Genomic DNA, 18,657 nt, shown 5'->3' with positions numbered 1-18,657 from the left:
TTGATGCACCGTCCGGTGAGCTTGATGTGCGAAGTAGATGACCGGCTTCGTACGCGGGCCGGAATTCTAAGGTGCGTTGTCGGCGGAGACCACCCGTCCTGCTCCGGAGATCTCGCCGGTCTCGTCCTCCAGTCGGGCGCGGAGTAGCAGGGTGACCCAGGTGCGGTAGGGCTTCCAGCGCTGGCTGAGGCGCTGTAGTTCCTCGGCGGAGGGTGGTTCGGGCAGGCCGTAGGCGAGGGCGACGGCACGGGGGAGCCGCCCTTCGTGGAGGGGGATGTGGTCCGGGTCGCCGGCGCCGCGCAGCAGGATGAGTTCGGCGGAGAAGCCCCCGATGCCCGGCAGCCGGGTCAGCTCGGCGAGGGCTTCGTCGCGCGGCAGGGCGCGCAGGTGCGTGGCGTCCAGGTGGCCGTCGAGGGCGGCGCGGGCGATCGAGCGCAGCCATTCGGGTTTGCGGCCGGACAGCCCGGTGAAGCCGTCGAGCCCGGCCAGGCGCTGCGGTGAGGGGAAGGCGTGCACCACGTGTTCGCCGAACGAGACCGGCTCGCCGAGTTCCCTCGCCATGCGGGACTTGATCGCGGCGGCCTGCCGGATGCGGATGCGCTGCCCGATGACGGCCCAGGCGGCGGCCTCGTACGGCGACCAGAAGCCGACCGGGCGAAGACCCGGGTAGTGACGCTGGAGCCCGGCCACCACCGGGTCGCGGTCGCCGACGGCCGGGAACCCGGACCCGTCCACGTCGAGCGAAAGGATCCGGGTCACCTGGGAGCGGATGGCCGCGGCCAGGCCGGGCGCCGGGGCCGCCGGGCTCACGATCTCGGCGGTGACGCCGTGCGCGTGCTCGCGCACGCGCACGCCGGCCGTCCGCCTGTCGCCCTCCACGGGGAACGCCAGTTCCAGCGGCTCGTCCGCCGTTCCGGTGAACCCGGCCGGAGTGAAGCCCTCCAGGAACCGGGTGCCGGCCGCCAGCGAGAACGGCCCCCGCGCGGTCAGCGTGAACTCCTCAGCCATGGAGCGTCACGACGTATCCGTCGGGGTCGGCGAACGCGAAGGTCCGGCCGAACGGGCCGTCGAACGGTGCGGTCACGACGGTGACGCCGTGGCTCACCAGGTCGTCGTGCAGCTTGTCGACGTCGTCGGCCTTCAGCCACAGCGCCACGCCCCAGCCCAGCCGGTCGGTCGCGTCCAGGTCGACCAGCGGCTCGCGGACGGCGAAGGGGACCGGCTCGGTGGCGAACACCACGGCCCCCGGCGGTGAAACGGCCGCGCGGGTCAGCCCCAGCCGCTCGGTGTAGAAGCGCGCGGACGCCTCCAGGTCGCGCACCTGGAGTGCGACGAAGTCAGGTCCGGTGACAGCCATGATCACTTCTCCTCGAGTAGTATCAGGTTGCCTGATACTATGTCAGGTAACCTGATACTACGCAAGGGAGGGCTCCTTTGGCCGCCCCGAACTCCACCGGCCGCCCCGGGTACCTGCTCAAACGCGCCCAGGGCGTGCTGAACGCGGCACTCACCGGCGAGCTGCGCGAGCACGGCGTGACGATCCCCCAGTACGCCGTGCTGACCGCCCTGGACGAGGAGCCGGGGCTGTCGAACGCCGATCTCGCCCGCCGCGCCTTCGTCACCCCGCAGACCATGAACCAGGTCCTGCGCGACCTCGAACAGCGCCGCTGGGTGAGCCGCCGTCCGCACCCCGGCCACGGCCGCATCCTGCAGGCGGAGCTGACCGCTGACGGCCGCGAGGCGCTGGAGGCCTGCCACGGTGCGGCGGACGCCGTCGAGGACCGGATGCTGGCCGCGCTCAGCCCCGCGCAGCGCGAGCAGCTCAGCACGGCCCTGCGCAGCTGCATCGAGTCGCTCGCGGAGTGACGACCGTCGGCGACACGGCCCCGCCGCATGGGTCGTACGGCGCCACCGTCAGCCGACCGGCCGGGCGGCGCCGTTCCACGTCGGCGGCGCGTATCCGGCCGGTTTGTCGCCGATGCCCAGCCCGGGGCTCACCACCCACGACTGGTACTCGGGGGTGAACATCGAGTAGACCGACCCTCGCGGCGGAGCGCCGGCCTGGTCGAGCCGGTGGCGGGCCTCCGGCGGGATCTCGAAGTCGAGCGCGGTGAGGTTGCCGTCGAGCTGCTCGGGGCTGCTCGCACCGATGATCACCGACCCGACGGCGGGCTGGGTGGCCACCCAGTTGATCGCCACCTGGGCCATGCTCCGGCCGAGTTCGGCGGCCACGCGTTCCAGCTCCTCGACCACCTGCCAGTCGCGGTCGCCGACCGGCAGGTGGTCTCCACCCTTGGTGAACCGCCCCTCGCCGGCCAGGCCGTCCGTGCCGCGCCGGTACTTGCCGGTGAGCAGCCCGCCGCCGATCGGGCTCCACGCGGTGAGCCCCAGCCCCAGCGACTGTGCCATCGGCACGAACTCCGGCTCGATGTCCCGCGCGACGAGCGAGTAGGGCAGCTGCAGGTTGATCATCGGGGTCAGGGCGTGCGCCTCGGCGAAGCTCTGCGCCCGGGCGGCGTACCAGGCCGGCACGTCGGACAGGCCGGCGTACCGGATCTTGCCGGCGCGCACCAGGTCGTCGAAGGTGCGCACGACCTCCTCGACCGGAGTGATCCGGTCCCAGGTGTGGAGCAGGTACAGGTCGAGGTGGTCGGTGCCGAGCCGGCGCAGCGAGGCCTCCACCGAACGGATCATGTGCTTGCGGCCGTTGCCGCTGGCGTTGGGGTCGGCCGGATCGGTGGTGTTGGTGAATTTGCTGGTCAGCACGAGCCGGTCGCGCACCCCGGCGGACGCGATCAGCCGGCCGAGGATGGTCTCGCTCTCCCCGGCGGTGTAGAAGTCCGCCGTGTCGATGAAGTTGCCCCCGGCCTCCAGGTAGCGCCGGAAGATGGGCTCGGCCTCCGCCTCGGTCTTCCCGTACGCCGCGTGGAAGCCGCCGGTGCCGAAGTTCATGGTGCCCAGCGCCAGCCGGCTCACCCGTAGCCCGGACCGGCCGAGCAGGTAGTAGTCGTTCATGTCCGTGTCTCCCCGTGGTGCGTGTCGGTAACGGCGGCCGGGCGCGGGCCGCGTCCGCCTCGCTCACCACGATGTGTCGGCGAAAATGGACCCGCAAGTCCAAAAGGGGCATGATGGTCGGCACGGGCGACGAAGTGAGGTGGGGATGAGCGGGACACTGACCCGGAAAGGGGCCGCGACCCGGCAGCGGATCATCGAGGGCGCGGCGGCGGAGATACGCGAGCACGGCGTCCTCGCCACGACGCTCGACGACATCCGCGGCCGGACCGGCACGAGCAAGAGCCAGCTCTTCCACTACTTCCCGGAGGGCAAAGAGCAGTTGCTCCTGGCGGTCGCCCGGCACGAGGCCGACCAGGTGCTCGCCGACCAGCGGCCCCAGCTCGGCGACCTCACCTCCTGGCCGGCGTGGTCGGCCTGGCGCGACCGGGTGGTCGACCGCTACCGCCGCCAGAAGCTCGACTGCCCGATCAACTATCTCGTCTCCGAACTCGGTCGCAGCACGCCCGGCGCCCAGGCCGTGGTGGTCGAGCTGCTGCGTACGTGGCAGGCGGAGATCGCCGTCGGGATCCGGCACATGCAGAGCATCGGCGAGGTCGACCCCGAAATGGACACCGAGCGGGCCGCCGCCGCGCTGCTCGCCGGTATCCAGGGAGGCGTCGTGGTGCTGATGTCGACGGGAAGCATCACGCATCTGGAAGCGGCGCTCGACGCGGGCATCGAGAGCCTGCGGGCGAGCGGCCGGCGGCACGCCCCGTCCGACGCGGCCTGACCGGCGCCGGTCCCGGGACGCGTCCCGAAGCCCCGGCCGTACGGCCCTGGGCGTGCGCGCCTCGCCTGGCCACGTGTGGGCGGCGAGGAGTCGCTCGCCTCACGGCGAGGATCCACCCACGCCATCCCCCAGGCCGGGAAACGTCAGCCGCGCTGGTCCGGTGGCGCGGGTGTGGTCCAGGCGCGTACCTGCTCGGCCAGGGCGGCGACATGCTCCGGGGGCGTGGTCTTGCCGACGCCGTGCCCCAGGTTGAACACGAACGGCCCTCCGCTCAGGGCGCGCAGGATGCGGTCCGTCTCGGCCTGGAGCGTGGGGCCGCCGGCGGCCAGGAGCTGGGGATCGAGGTTGCCCTGCACGCAGCGGCCCAGGCCGCGCTGCAGCTTTCGCGCGGCCCATTCGAGGGGGACCGTGGTGTCCAGGCCGATGCAGTCCGCTCCGGTGGCCTCGGCGAAGCGGTCGTAGCCGAGCCCGGCGCCCCGCGGGAAGGCGATGACGGGAACTTCCGGATGCTTGTCCTTCAGCGCTGCGATGATCGCGGCGGCCGGCTCGACGCACCAGCGTTCGAAGAGATGGGCCGGGAGAATCCCGGCCCAGGTGTCGAACAGCTGGACCGCTTCCGCGCCTGCCTCGATCTGGCGGTCAAGGAACTGGGTGACGGCGGTGGTGAGCAGGTCGATCAGGGGCTGGAACCCGTCGGGGTCGCTCAAGGCCCACTGCTTGACGACTGAGTGCTCCGACGGGCCGCCGCCGCGTCCTTCGACCATGTAGGTGGCGATGGTCCACGGCGCACCGGCGTAGCCGATCAGGGTCACCTCGGCAGGCAGGGCGCGGGTCAGCCGCCGGACGGTCTCGTAGATCGGCGCCAGTTCCTCGTGCAGGCGGGAGACGCTCAGGAACCCGGCCATGTCCGCCGCGGAGCGGATGGGGGGCGTCAGCACCGGGCCTTCACCAGCCCGGTAGTCGAGGGTCTGGCCCAGCGCGGCGGCGACCTGCGGGAGGTCCGCGAAGAGGATGGCGGCGTCGAGCGGGAAGCGGCGGAGCGGCTGCAGGGTGACCTCGACGGCGTGCTCCGGCGAGTTGCAGAGCCCGACCATGCCCCCGGCGGCCTCACGGACCCGGTGATACTCGGGCAGGTATCGACCGGCCTGCCGCATCAGCCATACCGGCGGCCGCTCGGTCGGCTCTCCCGCGAGCGCGCGCAGGAGCAGCTTCTTCGGCCGGACGGTGCCGGATACCGGCTCCGGACTGACTTCTTCCCGTGTGCCGATGTCCACGCTGTTCCATTCTGCTGAATCGCCCCGGGCTTCGTGCTGTCACGGCGATGGGGGCATGAAAGATCTCCGTGCTCATCGGAGACCCCGAGTGTCAAGGACGTCCGGCGATTTTAGACCTAGTGCCGTGCCAAGCAACGCTCGCCCTGCGGCAGGGATGGTCACGCGGCGGGCCCGGCGATGCCGGGCGATCGCGACCAGCACCTCGGGAGAAGCGCCCCGCGAATGCCCCCGCTCGAGCCTGGAGTAATACGAGGCGCTCACCCCGGCCAACTGCGCCAACTCCTCGCGCCCTGCCGTGGACAGGCACCGGTCACTCCTACGGACGCGGGCGGTGAAGGCAGCCCGGACGGTGAGCGGAACACGTCGGGGTCGCCGCCGGCCGCGTCCCCAACCTCACGCGACAGAGCACCTAGGACGTGTCCCGTGGATCTTGGTTGGTCCTTGTTCAGCAGGTCGGTCCCGTGAAGGATGGATGGCCCTGAAGTGTGATGATCTTCAGGGTGGATGGGGAGTGGTGAGCGGTGTCTGGTGAGTTGTTCGAGGTGGCGTTGGAGCTGTTGCGCGCGAACCCGTATGGGTTCTTGACCACGGTGGACGATGGGCAGCCGCATACTCGGCTTGTCCAGCATGTCGGTGTTGATGACGACGGGACCGTGTGGATCGGAACCAGCCCGGCGTCTCGCAAGGCGACCGAGATCTCTCGCCATCGGATGGTGTCTTACGCAGTGGAAGACAGGGGTGCCTTTGCCTACCTGTGCCTGCATGCGAACGCCGAACTGGTCGTAGAAAAGACGGAACGGGTAGCTCGGTGGCAGGACGGGTTGGAGGCCTTCTTTCCGGACGGCCCAGCGGGGAACGATTTCGTGCTGATCCGGTTGCGTCCACACAGAGTCGAGCTCATGGACTTCTCCCGCAAGATCCACCCCGACCCCTACGGGCTGGTCCCCGCCGCCGCCGAGCGGCGGGAAGGCTCGTGGTCGCCTGGCCGGTGAGCCGGCTCCGGCAGCATCCACTCCTCAGTAGTCAGATCGTGACGCTTCAGGCGTTCCTCATCCACAACCGGTGATCTACACCATCACCGACATCAAGATCACGGGACACGCCCTAGTACACCCCGTACGCGGCGATGCGGGGGAGGAGGTCGGTGGCGGTGGTGATGTCGCCGTCCAGGGCGCGGTCCTCCACCTGGGGGTCCAGTACGGCCGCCGCCGCGGCGAAGACCTCGCCCAGCCGGCCCGCCGGCATGCGGTCCTGCATGCGCAGGGCCCGTACGGCCGCGACCAGTTCGCACGCGAGGACGACCCGGTACGCCCCGATCGCCTCCGTCGTCGCCCGGGCCGACTGGGTGGAGAAGCCCGCGTGCTCCTCCACGCCGCGCGACAGCACCGCGTTGCCCAGCGCCGACGGGCTCGCCAGGCGCCGGATGTCGGCGATCGCCGAGTGGGCGACGTACTCCAGGATCATGATGCCCGAGCCCGGCTCGCCCGGGGCGGCCTGGAACGGGGCGAGGCCGGTGAAGGCCGGTTCGACGAGGGTCCCCAGGCGTGCCGCCGACAGCGCCGCCGTCTGGAACATCGCCGCCCGTACGGCGTCCAGGCTCAGGCCCACGTACGCGGTGTGGAAGTTGCCGTTGTGCCACACCGTACGGCCCGCGACGTCCACGAGCGGGTTCTCCGACGACGCGTTGATCTCTCGTGTCACGATCGTCTCGGCGTTGTCCGCCGCGTCCACACTGGGCCCGTGGACCTGCGGGAACGCCCGGTAGCCGTACGGGTCCTGGATGCGCGACGGGACGTGGTCGGCGCCGTCGAGCAGCCCCCGCATGGTGTCGGCGACCCGACGGCGCCCCGGGTGCGGGCAGTTCTCGTGCACCGGGGCCGCGTACGCCTCCGGCGACCCCCGCACCGCGAGCAGCGACAGCCCGGTGATCGGAATCGAGGCCCGCAGCAGTTCGCGTATGTCCCGGCAGTCCAGCGCCGCCTCGCCCAGCGTCGCGGCGTTGGAGCTGATGAAGGCGAGCGCGTCGGCGGGCCGCAGCGGGAAGCGGGCGGTGGACGCGCCGCCCTGCCACGGGCGTTCGCCGATCAGGCACAGGGCGGTCGACGCGAGCGCGGTCAGGTCGCCGGTGCCGATCGCGCCGTACGCTGGGATCGGGGGAATGAGCCAGCGATTGATCACATCGGCGAGGGCGCCGAGCACGTCCGGGTCGACGCCGGAGCCGCCCGCCGCGATCTGGTTGAGGCGTACGACGAGCATCGCGCGGACGTTCTCGGCCGACATGAGGGGGCCGGCGCCGCCAGAGTGGCTGCGCAGGAGCCGCAGGCCGTGGGCGTCGTCGTCCTCGATCGTGACGTCGCGGTTGGCGCCCACTCCGGTGGTCCGCCCGTACACTGGCCGCTGCGCGGCGACCTCGCGTACGACCTCCCACGCCTGCCGCGCATTCTCCACCGCTTGTGGAGTAACGGTAACGAAGGCGCCATCACGGGCTACAGCGGCTACAGCGTCGCAGTTCAACCCGCTACCGTTGACCGCTATGGCCGTTTGACTCATGGCCGGACCCGTATAGACGGTACAAATACCACTATCTTGACCTCTTAACTTGGAAACGAGTCGCGGTCGTCCCGGACCACAGGGCCGCCTCTAGAGAGAGAGTCACTCTTGATCAAGTTCGACGGCGTCACCAAGCGATACCCGGACGGCACCGTGGCCGTTGACGATCTGACCTTGGAGCTGCCCTCCGGCCAGATCACCGTGTTCGTCGGCCCGTCCGGCTGCGGCAAGACCACGTCGCTACGGATGATCAACCGCATGATCGACCCTACCGCCGGCACTATCAGCATCGACGGGGAGGATATCCGGAAAAAGGATGCCTCCGATCTGCGCCGTGGCATCGGCTATGTGATCCAGCACGCGGGGCTGTTCCCGCACCGCACGATCGTCGACAACATCGCGACCGTGCCGTACCTGCTCGGCTGGGACAAGAAGAAGGCGCGTGCCACCGCCATGGAGCTGATGGAGCGCGTGGGCCTGGACACCAAGATGGCCAAGCGCTACCCGTTCCAGCTCTCCGGCGGGCAGCAGCAGCGCGTCGGTGTCGCGCGGGCGCTCGCCGCCGACCCCCCGGTCATGCTGATGGACGAGCCGTTCAGCGCCGTCGACCCGATCGTGCGCAAGAGCCTGCAGGATGAGTTCCTGCGGCTCCAGTCCGAGGTGCGCAAGACGATCGCCTTCGTCACGCACGACATCGACGAGGCGATCAAGCTCGGGCACCGCATCGCGGTCTTCCAGACCGGCGGCGTCCTCGCCCAGCACGCCACCCCCGACGAGCTGCTGACCGACCCCGCCGAGGGCTTCGTCACCGAGTTCCTCGGTGGTGAGAAGGGCCTCAAACGGCTGCGCTTCAACCGCGAGCTGGACGCCACCCCCGAGCCCGCCGACGACAGGGCCGACGAGGACGAGGTCGAGGCGGCGGAGCGATGAGCGTACTCGCCGCCGGCGGTGAGCCGCTGGTCCGCTGGAGCTGGATCGGCGACCACACCGACGAGCTCACCACCCTGACGCTGCACCATCTCAAGCTCGCCCTGCTGCCGATCGTGTTCGGCCTGATCATCGCGATCCCGCTGGGCATCATGTGCGCGCGCTGGCGCTGGATCTACCCGCCGACACTCGGCGTCGCCAACGTCCTGTACGGCGTACCGTCGCTCGCCCTGTTCATGCTGTTCATCCCGTACTTCGGCATCGGCAGCGGCGGCAAGGCGGACTTCACGATCATCCTGCCGCTGACCCTGTTCTCCCTGTCGGTCCTGGTGCCGAACGTCGTGGACGGGCTGCGGTCGGTCCCCGAGCCGGTACGGCAGGCGGCCACCGCGATGGGCTTCGGCACGCTCCGCCGGCTGGTCCAGGTCGAACTGCCGATCGCCGTCCCCGTCGTCATCGCCGGCGCGCGGGTCGCGGCGGTCGCCTCGATCAGTCTCGTCAGCGTGGGCGTGCTGATCGGCAACGGCGGGCTCGGACAGCTGTTCATCGACGGCTACTCTCGCGACTTCACCACGCCGATCATCGTCTCCAGCGTGCTGATCCTCGCCCTCGCCCTCATCAGCGACGGCGTGCTCGTCACGGCCCAACGGCTGCTCACCCCGTGGGCGCGCACCCGGAGGAGCAACGGATGAACCTCACCGACCAGATCAACGCCGCCTGGAACTGGCTCACCGCCTCCGCGCACTGGAGCGGCGGCGACGGCATCCCGCACCGCCTGCTCGAACACCTCGGCTACAGCGCGCTCGCCCTGGCCATCGCCGCGGTGATCGCCCTGCCGCTCGGCGCGATCGTCGGCCACACGGGCCGGGGCGGGTTCATCGTCGTCAGCTTCGCCAACCTGGCGCGCGCCGTGCCCACGCTCGGCCTGCTCCTGCTCGTGGTGACGGTCACCTCGATCGGCCTCACCCCGGTGATCATCCCGCTGATCGCGCTCGCCACGCCGCCGATCCTCGTCAACACCTACGAGGGCATCCGCGGCGTCGACGCCGACATCAAGGACGCCGCCAAGGGGATGGGCATGAAGGGCCCCGGCGTCCTGGTCAAGGCCGAGATCCCGGTCGCCATGCCCCTCATCCTCCTGGGGCTGCGCACGGCGGCGATCCAGGTCGTCGCGACGGCGACCATCGCGGCGTACGCGGGCATCGGCGGTCTGGGCCGCTACATCGTCGACGGGCTCTCGCGTAAGGACTATCCGTCGGTGGTGGGTGGTTCAGTACTCGTTGTGCTGCTCGCCGTCATCGTGCAGCTCGCGTTCGTCGGAATCCGGAGAGCGGTCGTGTCCCCGGGCCTGCGCGGTTCGTCCCGCACCTCCTGAGACTTGGTAAGAAGAGGGAAGGAAAACAGAACAATGATGCGGATAGTCCGTGGCGCCGTCCTCGGTGTCGTCGCCGCGCTGGCCCTCAGCGCGTGCGGTGGCAGCAGCGACAAGGGCGGCAGCGACAACCCCCTGGACCAAAAGCCCGCCGGCGGAGGCGGCAACGTCGTCGTCGGCTCGGCGAACTTCGACGAGAGCAAGCTCCTCGGTGAGCTGTACGCCCAGGCGCTGGAGGCCAAGGGCGTCAAGGTCACCAGGAAGTTCAACATCGGCAGCCGCGAGGTCTACTACGACCAGGTCAAGTCCGGCGGCATCACCGTGATGCCGGAGTACAACGGCGCCCTGCTGACGACGTCGGTCGACAAGTCCAGCAGCGCCGTGACGACCGCCGACGTCAACGCCGCGCTCAAGGCCAAGCTCCCCCCGACCCTGGCGATCCTCGACTCCTCCCCGGCCGAGGACAAGGACTCGGTGACGGTCAATCCCCAGACCGCGCAGAAGTACAACCTCAAGTCGATCGCCGACCTCAAGTCGGTGGCCGGCCAGCTGACGATCGGCGGCCCGTCGGAGTTCAAGACCCGTCAGCAGGGCCTGGTCGGGCTGGAGAAGAAGTACGGCCTGAAGTTCAAGAAGTTCCAGCCGTTCGACGCCAACGCCCAGACGACGCTGGTCAAGCTGCTGAAGAACAACACGATCCAGGCGGCCGACCTGTTCACCACCGACCCGACGATCGCGGCGAACAAGTTCGTGGTGCTCCAGGACCCGCAGAACGTCTTCAGCGCGCAGAACGTCACGCCGCTGATCTACAAGTCCGGCGTCGACGCGAAGTCCCAGGCCGCGCTGAACGCGGTCTCGGCCAAGCTGACCACCCAGGACCTGCTCGCCATGATGACGCGCGTGGTCTCTGACAAGGAAGACTGGGACACCGTCGCCAAGGACTGGCTGAACAAGGCCGGCCTCGCCTGACGCCGTCTCATGTAACCGTCTGAACGAACCCGGGGCGGGCACGGTGTGTCGAGCACCGTGCCCGCCTCTCATCTTCACGCCCCCGAGCGTCCGGAGGGCCGGGCGTCATTCCCGGTCATCGGCCTTGAGCGCGTCGAGCCACTCCCTGGTCCAGGTCAGCTTCTTCTCTTCGAGATCGGCGATCAGGGATTCGACCCAGCTCAGCTCCGCCCTGGTCATGGCGATGGCGTACTCGTCCTCGATCAGGAAGAGGCGAGGCACGGTCTCCGCCTCCGCCGCACGGCCGGTCTCGGCCTCGGCCAGGCGGCGGGCGAGCACCTCGGCTCGCGCCTCGAGGTAGCGTGCCACTTCCTCCGGTGTCGCCGCGGACATCGTCGCGAGGGCGGCCGGGAACTCCGGGAACTCGCGGGCCGGGGTCGACAGCGTCGTGGCGAGCCACTGCTGGAGCGCGGTCCGCCCTTCGTCGGTGATCTCGTAGATCGTGCGGTCCGGGCGTCCGGCGCCGCGCGACGTCCCGCGTACGCGGATCAGCCCACGGCGGCTCATCTGCTCGATCGCCTGGTAGACGCTGTTGCTCCGCGCCACGTTGACGACTTGGTCCTTGCTGCGTTCTTTGATGAGCCGACGCATCCGATAGGCGTGCATCGGTTCCTCACTCAAGAGCGCGAGGAGGACGAGAGCCAGCGGCGAATGGCGGCGTGGACCTTCGACCATGCACTCATCCTCCCAGCCCGAGGATGCGTCGAGTCATAGCCATATTATGGCTAACCATGTTATGGTCATCGCATGATCTTCGGCTTACACGCTCCGAGACGGGCTCTGCGCTCCAGCCCCTATGCCGTCGCGGTTCCGCTGCTCGTCATCTCCGAAGGCCTGTCGCTTCGGTCGACCGGCATGGGGGCCGCCGCACTGCTCGTGGGCGCCGTCGCGGGTCTGCTGTGGGCGCTGCTGCTGGGGCTGGTCGCCGGCTGGGCCGGTGCCACGCCCGAGCGTGGGACAAGGACGGAGAACGCGCTCATCTTCTGCGGCGTGATCTGCGCGGCGTTCCTGTGCTGCGGCGGCGTCATGATGATCCTGCTCATGGGCGCGGCCCTGGAGGAGCCATCGACGACTTACCAGACGCTCTCGGCGATGATGGCCCCCACATTGCCCTACTTCATCGTCGGTAACACGGCGATGGAACTGTTCATCGTGCCCGCCGCCCTTTTCGTCTGCCGGCGAGGCGGCAGACGGCGAAGCCTCATCGTCTCGGCCGCGCTGGTCTATTTCGCCTCGCGCGTGTGGACCTATCTCGTCTATGCCCAGCGCAGGACGGAGACGGCCACCGGCCGACTGTCGGCCGACGACGTCCGCTGGTACAAGGCGACCCTGGTCGTCGACTATCGCGTCGTACTCCTCGGCGCGGTTCTCGTTCTCTTCGCGGCGGCGGCCTTTCTCCCGGCTCGGCGGTACGCCGGCCCCGTACGGCATCGCGACTCGACCGCGAAACCACAACCCGGAAGGGCATGACGATGACTCGTGTACGCGCAGCGCTGGTCGCCGGCACACTGATGGCCGCTCTGTCGAGCGGCTGCGGAGCCGCGCACGAGACCGCCGGCGCGGCGGCGAAGGCGGACGACCGCGTCCGGCCGGCATCCGTGCGGCGGGACCGGGGACGGGCGATCACCTCGCTGCTCGGCTCCGTCGACCGGGCATGGAACGCCGGGAACGCGCGGGCGTTCGCGTCCAACTGGACGAATGACGGCGTGGTCATCAGCCCACAGGGCAGGCGCACCGAAGGCCGCGACGATATCCGCAAGGAGCAGGCCTCTGCCTTCGCCGGCTCCATGAAGGGCACTACGCACAAGCTCGCCGCGACCGAGATCGAATGGTCGTCGAGCAACGTCGCGGTCGTCGACGGTGACGCGGTGATCAGTGGCCTCAAGGGGGACGACGGCACGACCTACCCGCCGCTGTCGGCTCGATTCACGTGCGTCTGCGTCAACGAGCACGGCAGATGGCTGGTGTCCCACATGGTGTCCTACTCCTTCATGAACTCCTGACACGCCCGACGCGGTCCCGGCAGGACCGACGGCGCAGAGCCCGTGGGACCGCCGGAAAACCGCTGGGCAAGGCCGGTCCCGGCCTGCCAGACTCTCTGACACCCGTCGTGCCGGCGCGCATCATCGAGGGGAAGCGATGACCGATACCTCCTGGCTGGGGCCGCCCATCGACGCCCGGCCGCTGCTCGCCGAGCAACTGGCCGCGTTCACCGGCCTGCTACGCCGGCTCGACGGGGACGAATGGGACAGGCCGACGGTCTGCCCCGGCTGGAGCGTCAAAGATGTCGCCGCCCACGTGCTCGGCGACCACGTCGGACGCCTGTCCATGCACCGCGACGGCTTCCACACGCTCCAGCCACGAGACGGCGAGAACCTCCCCGTCTTCCTCGACCGCATCAACGAAGAATGGGTCGTCGCCGCCCGCCGCATCAGCCCTCCGCTGCTCGTCGAGCTGCTGGCGAACATCTCGGACCGGATCGTCGCGTTCTGGCAGACCGTCGACCTGGACGCCCTCGGCGCCTCGGTGTACTGGGCCGGGCCCGGGCCGCACCCGTACTGGCTGGACGTCGCCCGCGAGTACACCGAGTTCTGGACCCACCACCAGCAGGTCTGCGAGGCGACGGGCCGGGCCGGGCTCACCGACCGGCACTACGTCGGCCCCCTCATCGACACCTTCCTGCGCGGCCTGCCGCACACGCTGCGCGACGTGACCGCCCCGGAGGGCGCCGCCCTTCAGCTGACGGTGACCGGCCCCGGCGGCGGAGACTGGACCTGCACGCGCGGCCCCGACCGCTGGCGGCTGTCCCGTGGACCGCACCCCCGGCCCACCGCGCGGCTCGAACTCGACACCGATACGACCTGGCGCCTGTGCACCCGCGGCATCACCCCCGGCCAGGCGGCCGAACGCACCCGCACCGACGGCGACCGGCACCTCGCGGCGGCGGCCCTCCAGATCGTGTCGATCATCTGGTCGCCGCCAGGGCTCAAATGACGAGAGACCTGCGTATCTGCTTCATCGGCGATTCCTTCGTCCAGGGGGTCGGCGACCCCGAATATCTGGGCTGGGTGGGGAGGGTGCTTCAGCGGACGCCCGGCGAGGTCACGGCGTTCAACCTGGGGATCCGGCGTGAGACATCCGAGGACGTGCTGCGCCGTTGCCGGCCGGAGATCCTTCCCCGGACGAAGCCGGACGCCGACAACCGCCTGGTCATCTCCTTCGGGAGTAACGACATGGTCGAGGAGGACGGAGCCCTTCGCGTCGACCCGGCGCGCTGCCTCGAGAACCTCGCGGCGGTACTGGACGAGAGCAGGCGCCTGGCGGTCTCCGCGCTGGTCGTCGGCCCGCCGCCGGTCGTCGACGCGGGCGAGGACCACCTGAGTCGGACCCGGGAACTCGCCGGCGAGATGGCGAGCCTGTGCCTGCGGGGAGACGTGCCGTTCATCGCCGTCACCGAAGAACTCGCCCGCGACTCGACGTGGACCACCGAGGCCACGGCCAATGACGGCGCCCACCCCCGCGCCGGCGGCTATCGCCGGATGGCCGACCTGGTCCTGGCCGGCCACTGGCACGAATGGCTCGCCCTGCCCTGAGTCACTCGGTACCGAGGCTCGCCGAGTCCTGAACAAGGGCTACACCCCGGCCGTACGCGGAGCCCGGCGCCTGCCGACGTCTGGCAACGCCTGGTCGATGCGGCCGGCCTGACGCTCCCCGACCAGCGGCACGAAGTGGCTCGCTCAGTACGGCATGGGCGGCGAGGTCAGGCGGCGGCGGTGCGAGGAGCGTCGTACGGCGACCACGATGATGATCACGGCGGCGATCGCCAGCGTCGCCAGCGGGATCAGGATCACGGCGAAGATGCTGCCGACCATCTGTCCCGCTCCGGGCGGGGTGCCGATGCCGTACCGCGCGTCGCTGTTGGTCGCGGTCCGCAGGCAGGTGACCTGGTACGTGCCGTCGGCGGGCAGGCGCAGGTGGGACAGGGGACGTGCCAGCGGGTGCCGTTCTCGGTGATGGTGGCGGTGCCGGAGATCGGCTCGGCCGTGAACTGCCGTCCGGTCGAGTCGCGGGCGTAGCAGCGGTCGTTCGGGGAGCCCGCGTCGGTGACGTAGAAGCCGGGCCGTGGAGCCTTGCCCAGGTGGAGCGTCACCGTCTCGCCGGGGCCGAAGGTTCGTGTCGGCCCGGCACCGACGATGAGCCTGACGAAGATCACGGCGGCGGTCGCCAGGCCGGCCACCACGATCAGCGCCGCGATCAGGAACCACAGGCGTCGCGGGCGGATCTCGGCTGCGGGGGGATACGGCGGTCGGACCATGTCAAAACAGACGCGCCCCGGCCGTGACGCGTTCCATCGGGCTCCTCGACGCGATCCTCGTCAGGCACACGACGAAGTCGTAGGCGCTCAGAGCTGAGAAGCGCCTCCGTCCACGGCGAGTTCGGCGCCCGTGGTGAAGGTCGCGTCGAACGCCAGAAACTCGACCGCCCTCGCGACCTCTCGGGGGTCGCCGAAACGCAGCATGGGATTGGCCGCCCTCATCTCCGCCTTGGTCTGCTCGGAGGCCTCCTTCGGCATCGACCTGTCCAGGATTCCCGTGTCGATGGGACCGGGGCTGACCGCGTTGACGCGGATCTTCCGGGGGAGCAGCTCGCGGGCGAGACTACGCGTCATGGAGCGCAGGGCCGCCTTGCCGGCGGCGTAGGCACTGATCAACGGAATGCCCTTGACGTTCGCGACCGAGGTGGTGAGGACGACGCCACTGCCCTCGTTCAGCAGCGGAACGAGCTTCTGCACGGTGAAGTAGGCGCCCTTGGCGTTGATCGCGAACAGCTCGTCGTACACCTCCTCGGTCACCGCCTCGAAGGGCGTGAACCGGGTGATGCCGGCGTTCACGAAAAGCGCGTCGAGCGTGCCGAATTCCGCCTTCGCGCGATCGGCGAGAGCGTCGATGTCGGGAAGTGAAGCGGCGTCGCTCCGAATGGAAACGGCGTTTTCTCCGAGTCGTTCGCGTGCGGAGTCGAGAGTTTCCTGGCCGCGCCCGGTGATCAGAACGCGCGCTCCGCCGTCCACCAGCAACTTCGCCGTCGTGAAACCGAAGCCGCTGCTACCGCCCGTGATGACGATACTTTTGCCATCGTATTTGCCCATGGTCGGACGCCCTCTGTTCGTTTCTCGATACGTGGATTTCGACCTCGGTGTACGAGGATGCCGAGGTCGATTTCGAGTTAACGGCAATTCAAGATCGCTGTCCAAGACCTGTGCGGTACCTCGTCATGCGGCCGGCGTATGACGACGTAGGCTTGATGCGTGCCCGACGATTTCTCGCCCCCTGCGGGACCCGACCTCCGCCTGGATCTCGAGCTGCGGCTGGTGCGTTACTTCACGGTCGTGGCGGAGCACCTGAACTTCGGCCGGGCGGCCGCCGCGCTGCACCTGGCCCAACCGTCGCTCAGCCGGCAGATCCAGCGTCTGGAGGACCAGCTGGGGGTGCGCCTGTTCGATCGCACTCCCCAGGGCAGCAGCCTCACCGAGGCGGGCCAGGCGTTCCTGCCGCGAGCGCGGGCGCTGCTGCAGGCGGCGAACCAGGCGGCGCTCACCGCGCGTGCCGCCGCGCCGCCGCACGCGATCACGATCGGATACGTCGGCGACCTGATCGTCACCCCGGCGGTGCGGGAGCTGCGCCACCGTTACCCTGACGCCCAGGTCCGCACCCGCCATCTGAGCTGGCAGGACACTCACGCCCTCCCGCAGCGTCAGGTGGACGCGCTCCTCGTCCGGCTGCCGCTCCCGTTCCCGACCGACCATCTTCGCGTGACCGTGCTGTACGACGAGCCGCGGGTCGTCGTGATGCCGGTTTCGCACCGCCTGGCGGGCAAGGAGTCCCTCACTCTCGACGACCTCGCCGACGAGGAACTCGTCGCCTGCACCAGCACACCGACGATCTGGAGTACGCCCCGGCGTCTCGGCCCGGGCCCCGACGGCCCGGGGGCACCGCCCGGTCCCGGGGCCGACGACAGCTTCGAGGACAAGCTCGAACTCGTCGCGGGCGGGCATTCCGTCGCCATCCTGCCCGCCGGCGACCGGCGCAGCACACTACGCACCGACCTCGCCACCATTCCCCTCACCGGGATCGACCCATGCCAGGTCGTGGTCGCCACCCACGCCAACGACCGAAACCCCCTGGTCGGCGCCTTCCGCGAAATAGCGGGGCGAACGCTCGACCGCCCACCGGTCCGGCGCTGACGGGATCGTCTCCGACCTCACCGACCGTGCGACGGTGGACCTGAGTACACCCCCGGACGGTGGCTGTCCGGATCGAGGGCACGGCCCGCGATCCGTAGCGTCCGGGGCATGACTGATCGCCACCTTGCAGACCACGCTGGAGACCACGCCCTGACCCGCCGGAGTGTGCTCGGCGGTGCCGTCGCGCTCGGCGCGGGAGGTGTTCTGACCACCGGCATCCCCGCTCAGGCGGCCGAGCCGTCCGGGCTCGAAGGCCGGATCGACGCCCTCGCCGGACGGCTCGACGCCGACCTGATCGCCCTGCGCCGCGACATTCACCGCCACCCCGAACCGGCGGGCGACGAGGTCCATACCGCCGCGCTGGTCGCGGACCGGCTGCGCGCCGCCGGCCTGGAGGTGACCACGGGTGTGGGCGGCCACGGGGTCGTCGGCGTCCTGCGGGGCGCGGGACGCGGCCGGACGGTCGCCTACCGGGCGGACATGGACGCCGTGCCGCCGGACTCGCAGATCAACGGCGGTCCGGATCCCGCGCACGTCTGCGGCCACGACCTGCACACCACGATCGGCGTCGGGGTCGCCGAAGTGCTGGCGCGGCTGAGGACCCGGTTCCACGGCCGCGTGGTGTTCCTCTTCCAGCCGGGGGAGGAGACCCTCACCGGGGCGCAGGCGATGATCTCCGACGGCGTGCTGGAGCGGACGAGGCCGGACGAGATCCACGCCCTGCACTGCGGTCCCTTCCCGGTCGGCTCGTTCGCGGTCACGCCGGGCACCGGGCTGCCGGGACAGGACCACGGCGGCATCACGCTGACCGGGCCCGGCGCGTCGGACCGGGCCGAACGGCTCGTCGCCGACATCGGCGCGCTGTCGACGGTCACGGCTCCGCAGACCTCCGCCGACCTCGAACGGCTCATCCGGGAGGTGGAGACGCCGCACGGGCCACTGACCCGGTTCGTCTGGATGAGGGCCGCCGCGAGTCCCGCCGCAGGCGGCGACGTCGAGGTACGCGCCACGTACCGGTGCTGGCCACAGGAGCGCGTCCCGGAGATCCGCGCCCGGTTGCGCCGCCTGGCCGGCCGGTACCCCGACGCCCGCATCGAGTTCCCCGCCGACGCGTTCCCGGCGATGGTGTGCCCGTCGCGTCCGGGCCGGGAGGTCCGCGACTACCTGGTGCGCGGACTCGGCCGTCCGGCCGTCACGACCATGCATGCGGCGATTCCGTTCAGCGGCGAGGACTTCGCGCTGTTCCTCCGCCGCGTCCCCGGGACGTTCAGCTTCCTCGGCGTACGGCGGCCCGGCGCGGACATCACCACCGCGTACCCGCACTTCGGCACCTTCGACCCGGACGAGCGCGCCATCGGCGTCGGCGTCCGCGCGATGGCCGGCTGGCTGGCCCACCGCGCGGCCGGGCGGTAGCAAGGAAGCACGTTTTTGGACTTGCCGGTCCATTTTTTCGGACCTACGTTCCGAACTGTGCGCCGGGCGCGTCCCGGCGCCGGCCCGG

General features: G+C 70.2%; 23 protein-coding genes. 13 read left to right on the top strand and 10 right to left on the bottom strand.

Features of this window, described 5'->3' with window-relative positions; all coding sequences use genetic code 11:
- Window positions 1-66: 66 nt before the first annotated feature.
- Complete coding sequence (locus ABEA10_RS23250) at window positions 67-1,008, bottom strand: DNA-3-methyladenine glycosylase family protein (RefSeq protein WP_345467208.1); 942 nt, start codon at window positions 1,006-1,008, stop codon at window positions 67-69.
- Window positions 1,001-1,357, bottom strand: a complete 357-nt coding sequence (locus tag ABEA10_RS23245) for a VOC family protein (protein ID WP_329255934.1) — start codon at window positions 1,355-1,357, stop codon at window positions 1,001-1,003. Before ABEA10_RS23245 ends, ABEA10_RS23250 begins: the two co-directional genes overlap by 8 nt.
- Before the next feature lie 77 nt (window positions 1,358-1,434).
- Here ABEA10_RS23245 and ABEA10_RS23240 point away from each other — a divergent pair, with 77 nt between their 5' ends.
- Window positions 1,435-1,866: a MarR family winged helix-turn-helix transcriptional regulator gene (locus tag ABEA10_RS23240; RefSeq protein ID WP_345467204.1), complete on the top strand. Its 432-nt coding sequence runs from the start codon at window positions 1,435-1,437 to the stop codon at window positions 1,864-1,866.
- A 48-nt stretch (window positions 1,867-1,914) separates the two neighbouring features.
- Here ABEA10_RS23240 and ABEA10_RS23235 read toward each other — a convergent pair whose 3' ends face one another.
- Complete coding sequence (locus ABEA10_RS23235) at window positions 1,915-3,015, bottom strand: aldo/keto reductase (protein ID WP_345467202.1); 1,101 nt, start codon at window positions 3,013-3,015, stop codon at window positions 1,915-1,917.
- A 145-nt stretch (window positions 3,016-3,160) separates the two neighbouring features.
- Between ABEA10_RS23235 and ABEA10_RS23230 the strand changes: the two genes are divergently transcribed.
- Window positions 3,161-3,784, top strand: a complete 624-nt coding sequence (locus ABEA10_RS23230) for a TetR/AcrR family transcriptional regulator (RefSeq protein ID WP_345467199.1) — start codon at window positions 3,161-3,163, stop codon at window positions 3,782-3,784.
- A gap of 143 nt (window positions 3,785-3,927) precedes the next feature.
- Here ABEA10_RS23230 and hemE read toward each other — a convergent pair whose 3' ends face one another.
- Both hemE and ABEA10_RS51235 read right to left on the bottom strand, forming a co-directional pair.
- Window positions 3,928-5,058 carry a uroporphyrinogen decarboxylase gene (gene hemE, locus ABEA10_RS23225; RefSeq protein WP_345467197.1) on the bottom strand — a complete coding sequence of 377 codons (1,131 nt, stop codon included), beginning with the start codon at window positions 5,056-5,058 and terminating at the stop codon, window positions 3,928-3,930.
- Between the two features lie 72 nt (window positions 5,059-5,130).
- Window positions 5,131-5,337 carry a helix-turn-helix domain-containing protein gene (locus ABEA10_RS51235; protein ID WP_425550941.1) on the bottom strand — a complete coding sequence of 69 codons (207 nt, stop codon included), beginning with the start codon at window positions 5,335-5,337 and terminating at the stop codon, window positions 5,131-5,133.
- Between the two features lie 242 nt (window positions 5,338-5,579).
- On the opposite strand from ABEA10_RS51235, the gene ABEA10_RS23215 reads away from it, so the two are divergent.
- A complete protein-coding gene (locus ABEA10_RS23215) occupies window positions 5,580-6,050 on the top strand; it encodes a pyridoxamine 5'-phosphate oxidase family protein (RefSeq protein WP_345467194.1) in 471 nt (156 codons plus the stop codon).
- 112 nt (window positions 6,051-6,162) lie between these two features.
- Here the strand turns inward: ABEA10_RS23215 and ABEA10_RS23210 are convergent, their stop codons facing one another.
- On the bottom strand, window positions 6,163-7,608 hold the full coding sequence (locus ABEA10_RS23210) for an aromatic amino acid ammonia-lyase (protein ID WP_345467192.1): 1,446 nt from the start codon (window positions 7,606-7,608) through the stop codon (window positions 6,163-6,165).
- Window positions 7,609-7,716: 108 nt separating this feature from the next.
- On the opposite strand from ABEA10_RS23210, the gene ABEA10_RS23205 reads away from it, so the two are divergent.
- Genes ABEA10_RS23205 through ABEA10_RS23190 form a run of 4 tightly spaced genes read left to right on the top strand, consistent with a single transcriptional unit; the run spans window position 7,717 to window position 10,876 of the window.
- Complete coding sequence (locus tag ABEA10_RS23205; protein WP_425550940.1) at window positions 7,717-8,538, top strand: ABC transporter ATP-binding protein; 822 nt, start codon at window positions 7,717-7,719, stop codon at window positions 8,536-8,538.
- On the top strand, window positions 8,535-9,227 hold the full coding sequence (locus ABEA10_RS23200; protein WP_345467190.1) for an ABC transporter permease: 693 nt from the start codon (window positions 8,535-8,537) through the stop codon (window positions 9,225-9,227). Before ABEA10_RS23205 ends, ABEA10_RS23200 begins: the two co-directional genes overlap by 4 nt.
- Window positions 9,224-9,910 carry an ABC transporter permease gene (locus ABEA10_RS23195; RefSeq protein WP_345467187.1) on the top strand — a complete coding sequence of 229 codons (687 nt, stop codon included), beginning with the start codon at window positions 9,224-9,226 and terminating at the stop codon, window positions 9,908-9,910. Before ABEA10_RS23200 ends, ABEA10_RS23195 begins: the two co-directional genes overlap by 4 nt.
- A gap of 33 nt (window positions 9,911-9,943) precedes the next feature.
- Window positions 9,944-10,876 (top strand): ABC transporter substrate-binding protein, encoded by a 933-nt coding sequence (locus ABEA10_RS23190; RefSeq protein ID WP_345467185.1) that lies wholly within the window; start codon window positions 9,944-9,946, stop codon window positions 10,874-10,876.
- 105 nt (window positions 10,877-10,981) lie between these two features.
- Here the strand turns inward: ABEA10_RS23190 and ABEA10_RS23185 are convergent, their stop codons facing one another.
- Window positions 10,982-11,590, bottom strand: coding sequence for a PadR family transcriptional regulator (locus ABEA10_RS23185; protein ID WP_345467182.1), 609 nt, complete (start codon window positions 11,588-11,590; stop codon window positions 10,982-10,984).
- Between the two features lie 72 nt (window positions 11,591-11,662).
- On the opposite strand from ABEA10_RS23185, the gene ABEA10_RS23180 reads away from it, so the two are divergent.
- The 4 genes from ABEA10_RS23180 to ABEA10_RS23165 all read left to right on the top strand — a co-directional run bounded on the left by ABEA10_RS23180 (window position 11,663) and on the right by ABEA10_RS23165 (window position 14,508).
- Complete coding sequence (locus tag ABEA10_RS23180; protein ID WP_345467180.1) at window positions 11,663-12,385, top strand: hypothetical protein; 723 nt, start codon at window positions 11,663-11,665, stop codon at window positions 12,383-12,385.
- On the top strand, window positions 12,382-12,918 hold the full coding sequence (locus ABEA10_RS23175; protein WP_345467178.1) for a YybH family protein: 537 nt from the start codon (window positions 12,382-12,384) through the stop codon (window positions 12,916-12,918). Before ABEA10_RS23180 ends, ABEA10_RS23175 begins: the two co-directional genes overlap by 4 nt.
- Window positions 12,919-13,054: 136 nt before the next feature.
- On the top strand, window positions 13,055-13,909 hold the full coding sequence (locus ABEA10_RS23170) for a maleylpyruvate isomerase family mycothiol-dependent enzyme (protein ID WP_345467176.1): 855 nt from the start codon (window positions 13,055-13,057) through the stop codon (window positions 13,907-13,909).
- The gene (locus ABEA10_RS23165) at window positions 13,906-14,508 is read left to right on the top strand and encodes a GDSL-type esterase/lipase family protein (protein WP_345467174.1); all 603 of its coding nucleotides are present in this window, start codon (window positions 13,906-13,908) and stop codon (window positions 14,506-14,508) included. The genes ABEA10_RS23170 and ABEA10_RS23165 overlap by 4 nt, the downstream gene beginning before the upstream one ends.
- 144 nt (window positions 14,509-14,652) lie before the next feature.
- Here ABEA10_RS23165 and ABEA10_RS23160 read toward each other — a convergent pair whose 3' ends face one another.
- The 3 genes from ABEA10_RS23160 to ABEA10_RS23150 all read right to left on the bottom strand — a co-directional run bounded on the left by ABEA10_RS23160 (window position 14,653) and on the right by ABEA10_RS23150 (window position 16,166).
- Window positions 14,653-14,787 (bottom strand): hypothetical protein, encoded by a 135-nt coding sequence (locus ABEA10_RS23160; RefSeq protein WP_345467172.1) that lies wholly within the window; start codon window positions 14,785-14,787, stop codon window positions 14,653-14,655.
- Window positions 14,763-15,230, bottom strand: coding sequence for a hypothetical protein (locus ABEA10_RS23155; protein WP_345467170.1), 468 nt, complete (start codon window positions 15,228-15,230; stop codon window positions 14,763-14,765). Before ABEA10_RS23155 ends, ABEA10_RS23160 begins: the two co-directional genes overlap by 25 nt.
- 87 nt (window positions 15,231-15,317) lie before the next feature.
- Window positions 15,318-16,166, bottom strand: a complete 849-nt coding sequence (locus tag ABEA10_RS23150) for an SDR family oxidoreductase (RefSeq protein WP_345467168.1) — start codon at window positions 16,164-16,166, stop codon at window positions 15,318-15,320.
- Between the two features lie 54 nt (window positions 16,167-16,220).
- On the opposite strand from ABEA10_RS23150, the gene ABEA10_RS23145 reads away from it, so the two are divergent.
- Window positions 16,221-17,156, top strand: coding sequence for a LysR family transcriptional regulator (locus tag ABEA10_RS23145; RefSeq protein WP_345467166.1), 936 nt, complete (start codon window positions 16,221-16,223; stop codon window positions 17,154-17,156).
- A gap of 108 nt (window positions 17,157-17,264) precedes the next feature.
- Window positions 17,265-18,569 carry a M20 metallopeptidase family protein gene (locus tag ABEA10_RS23140; RefSeq protein ID WP_345467164.1) on the top strand — a complete coding sequence of 435 codons (1,305 nt, stop codon included), beginning with the start codon at window positions 17,265-17,267 and terminating at the stop codon, window positions 18,567-18,569.
- The last annotated feature ends 88 nt before the right edge of the window (window positions 18,570-18,657 follow it).

The sequence above is a fragment of the Actinoallomurus oryzae genome (assembly GCF_039541955.1).
Taxonomy (GTDB): Bacteria; Actinomycetota; Actinomycetes; order Streptosporangiales; family Streptosporangiaceae; genus Actinoallomurus; species Actinoallomurus oryzae.
This window is presented reverse-complemented; position numbering and strand designations above follow the sequence as displayed.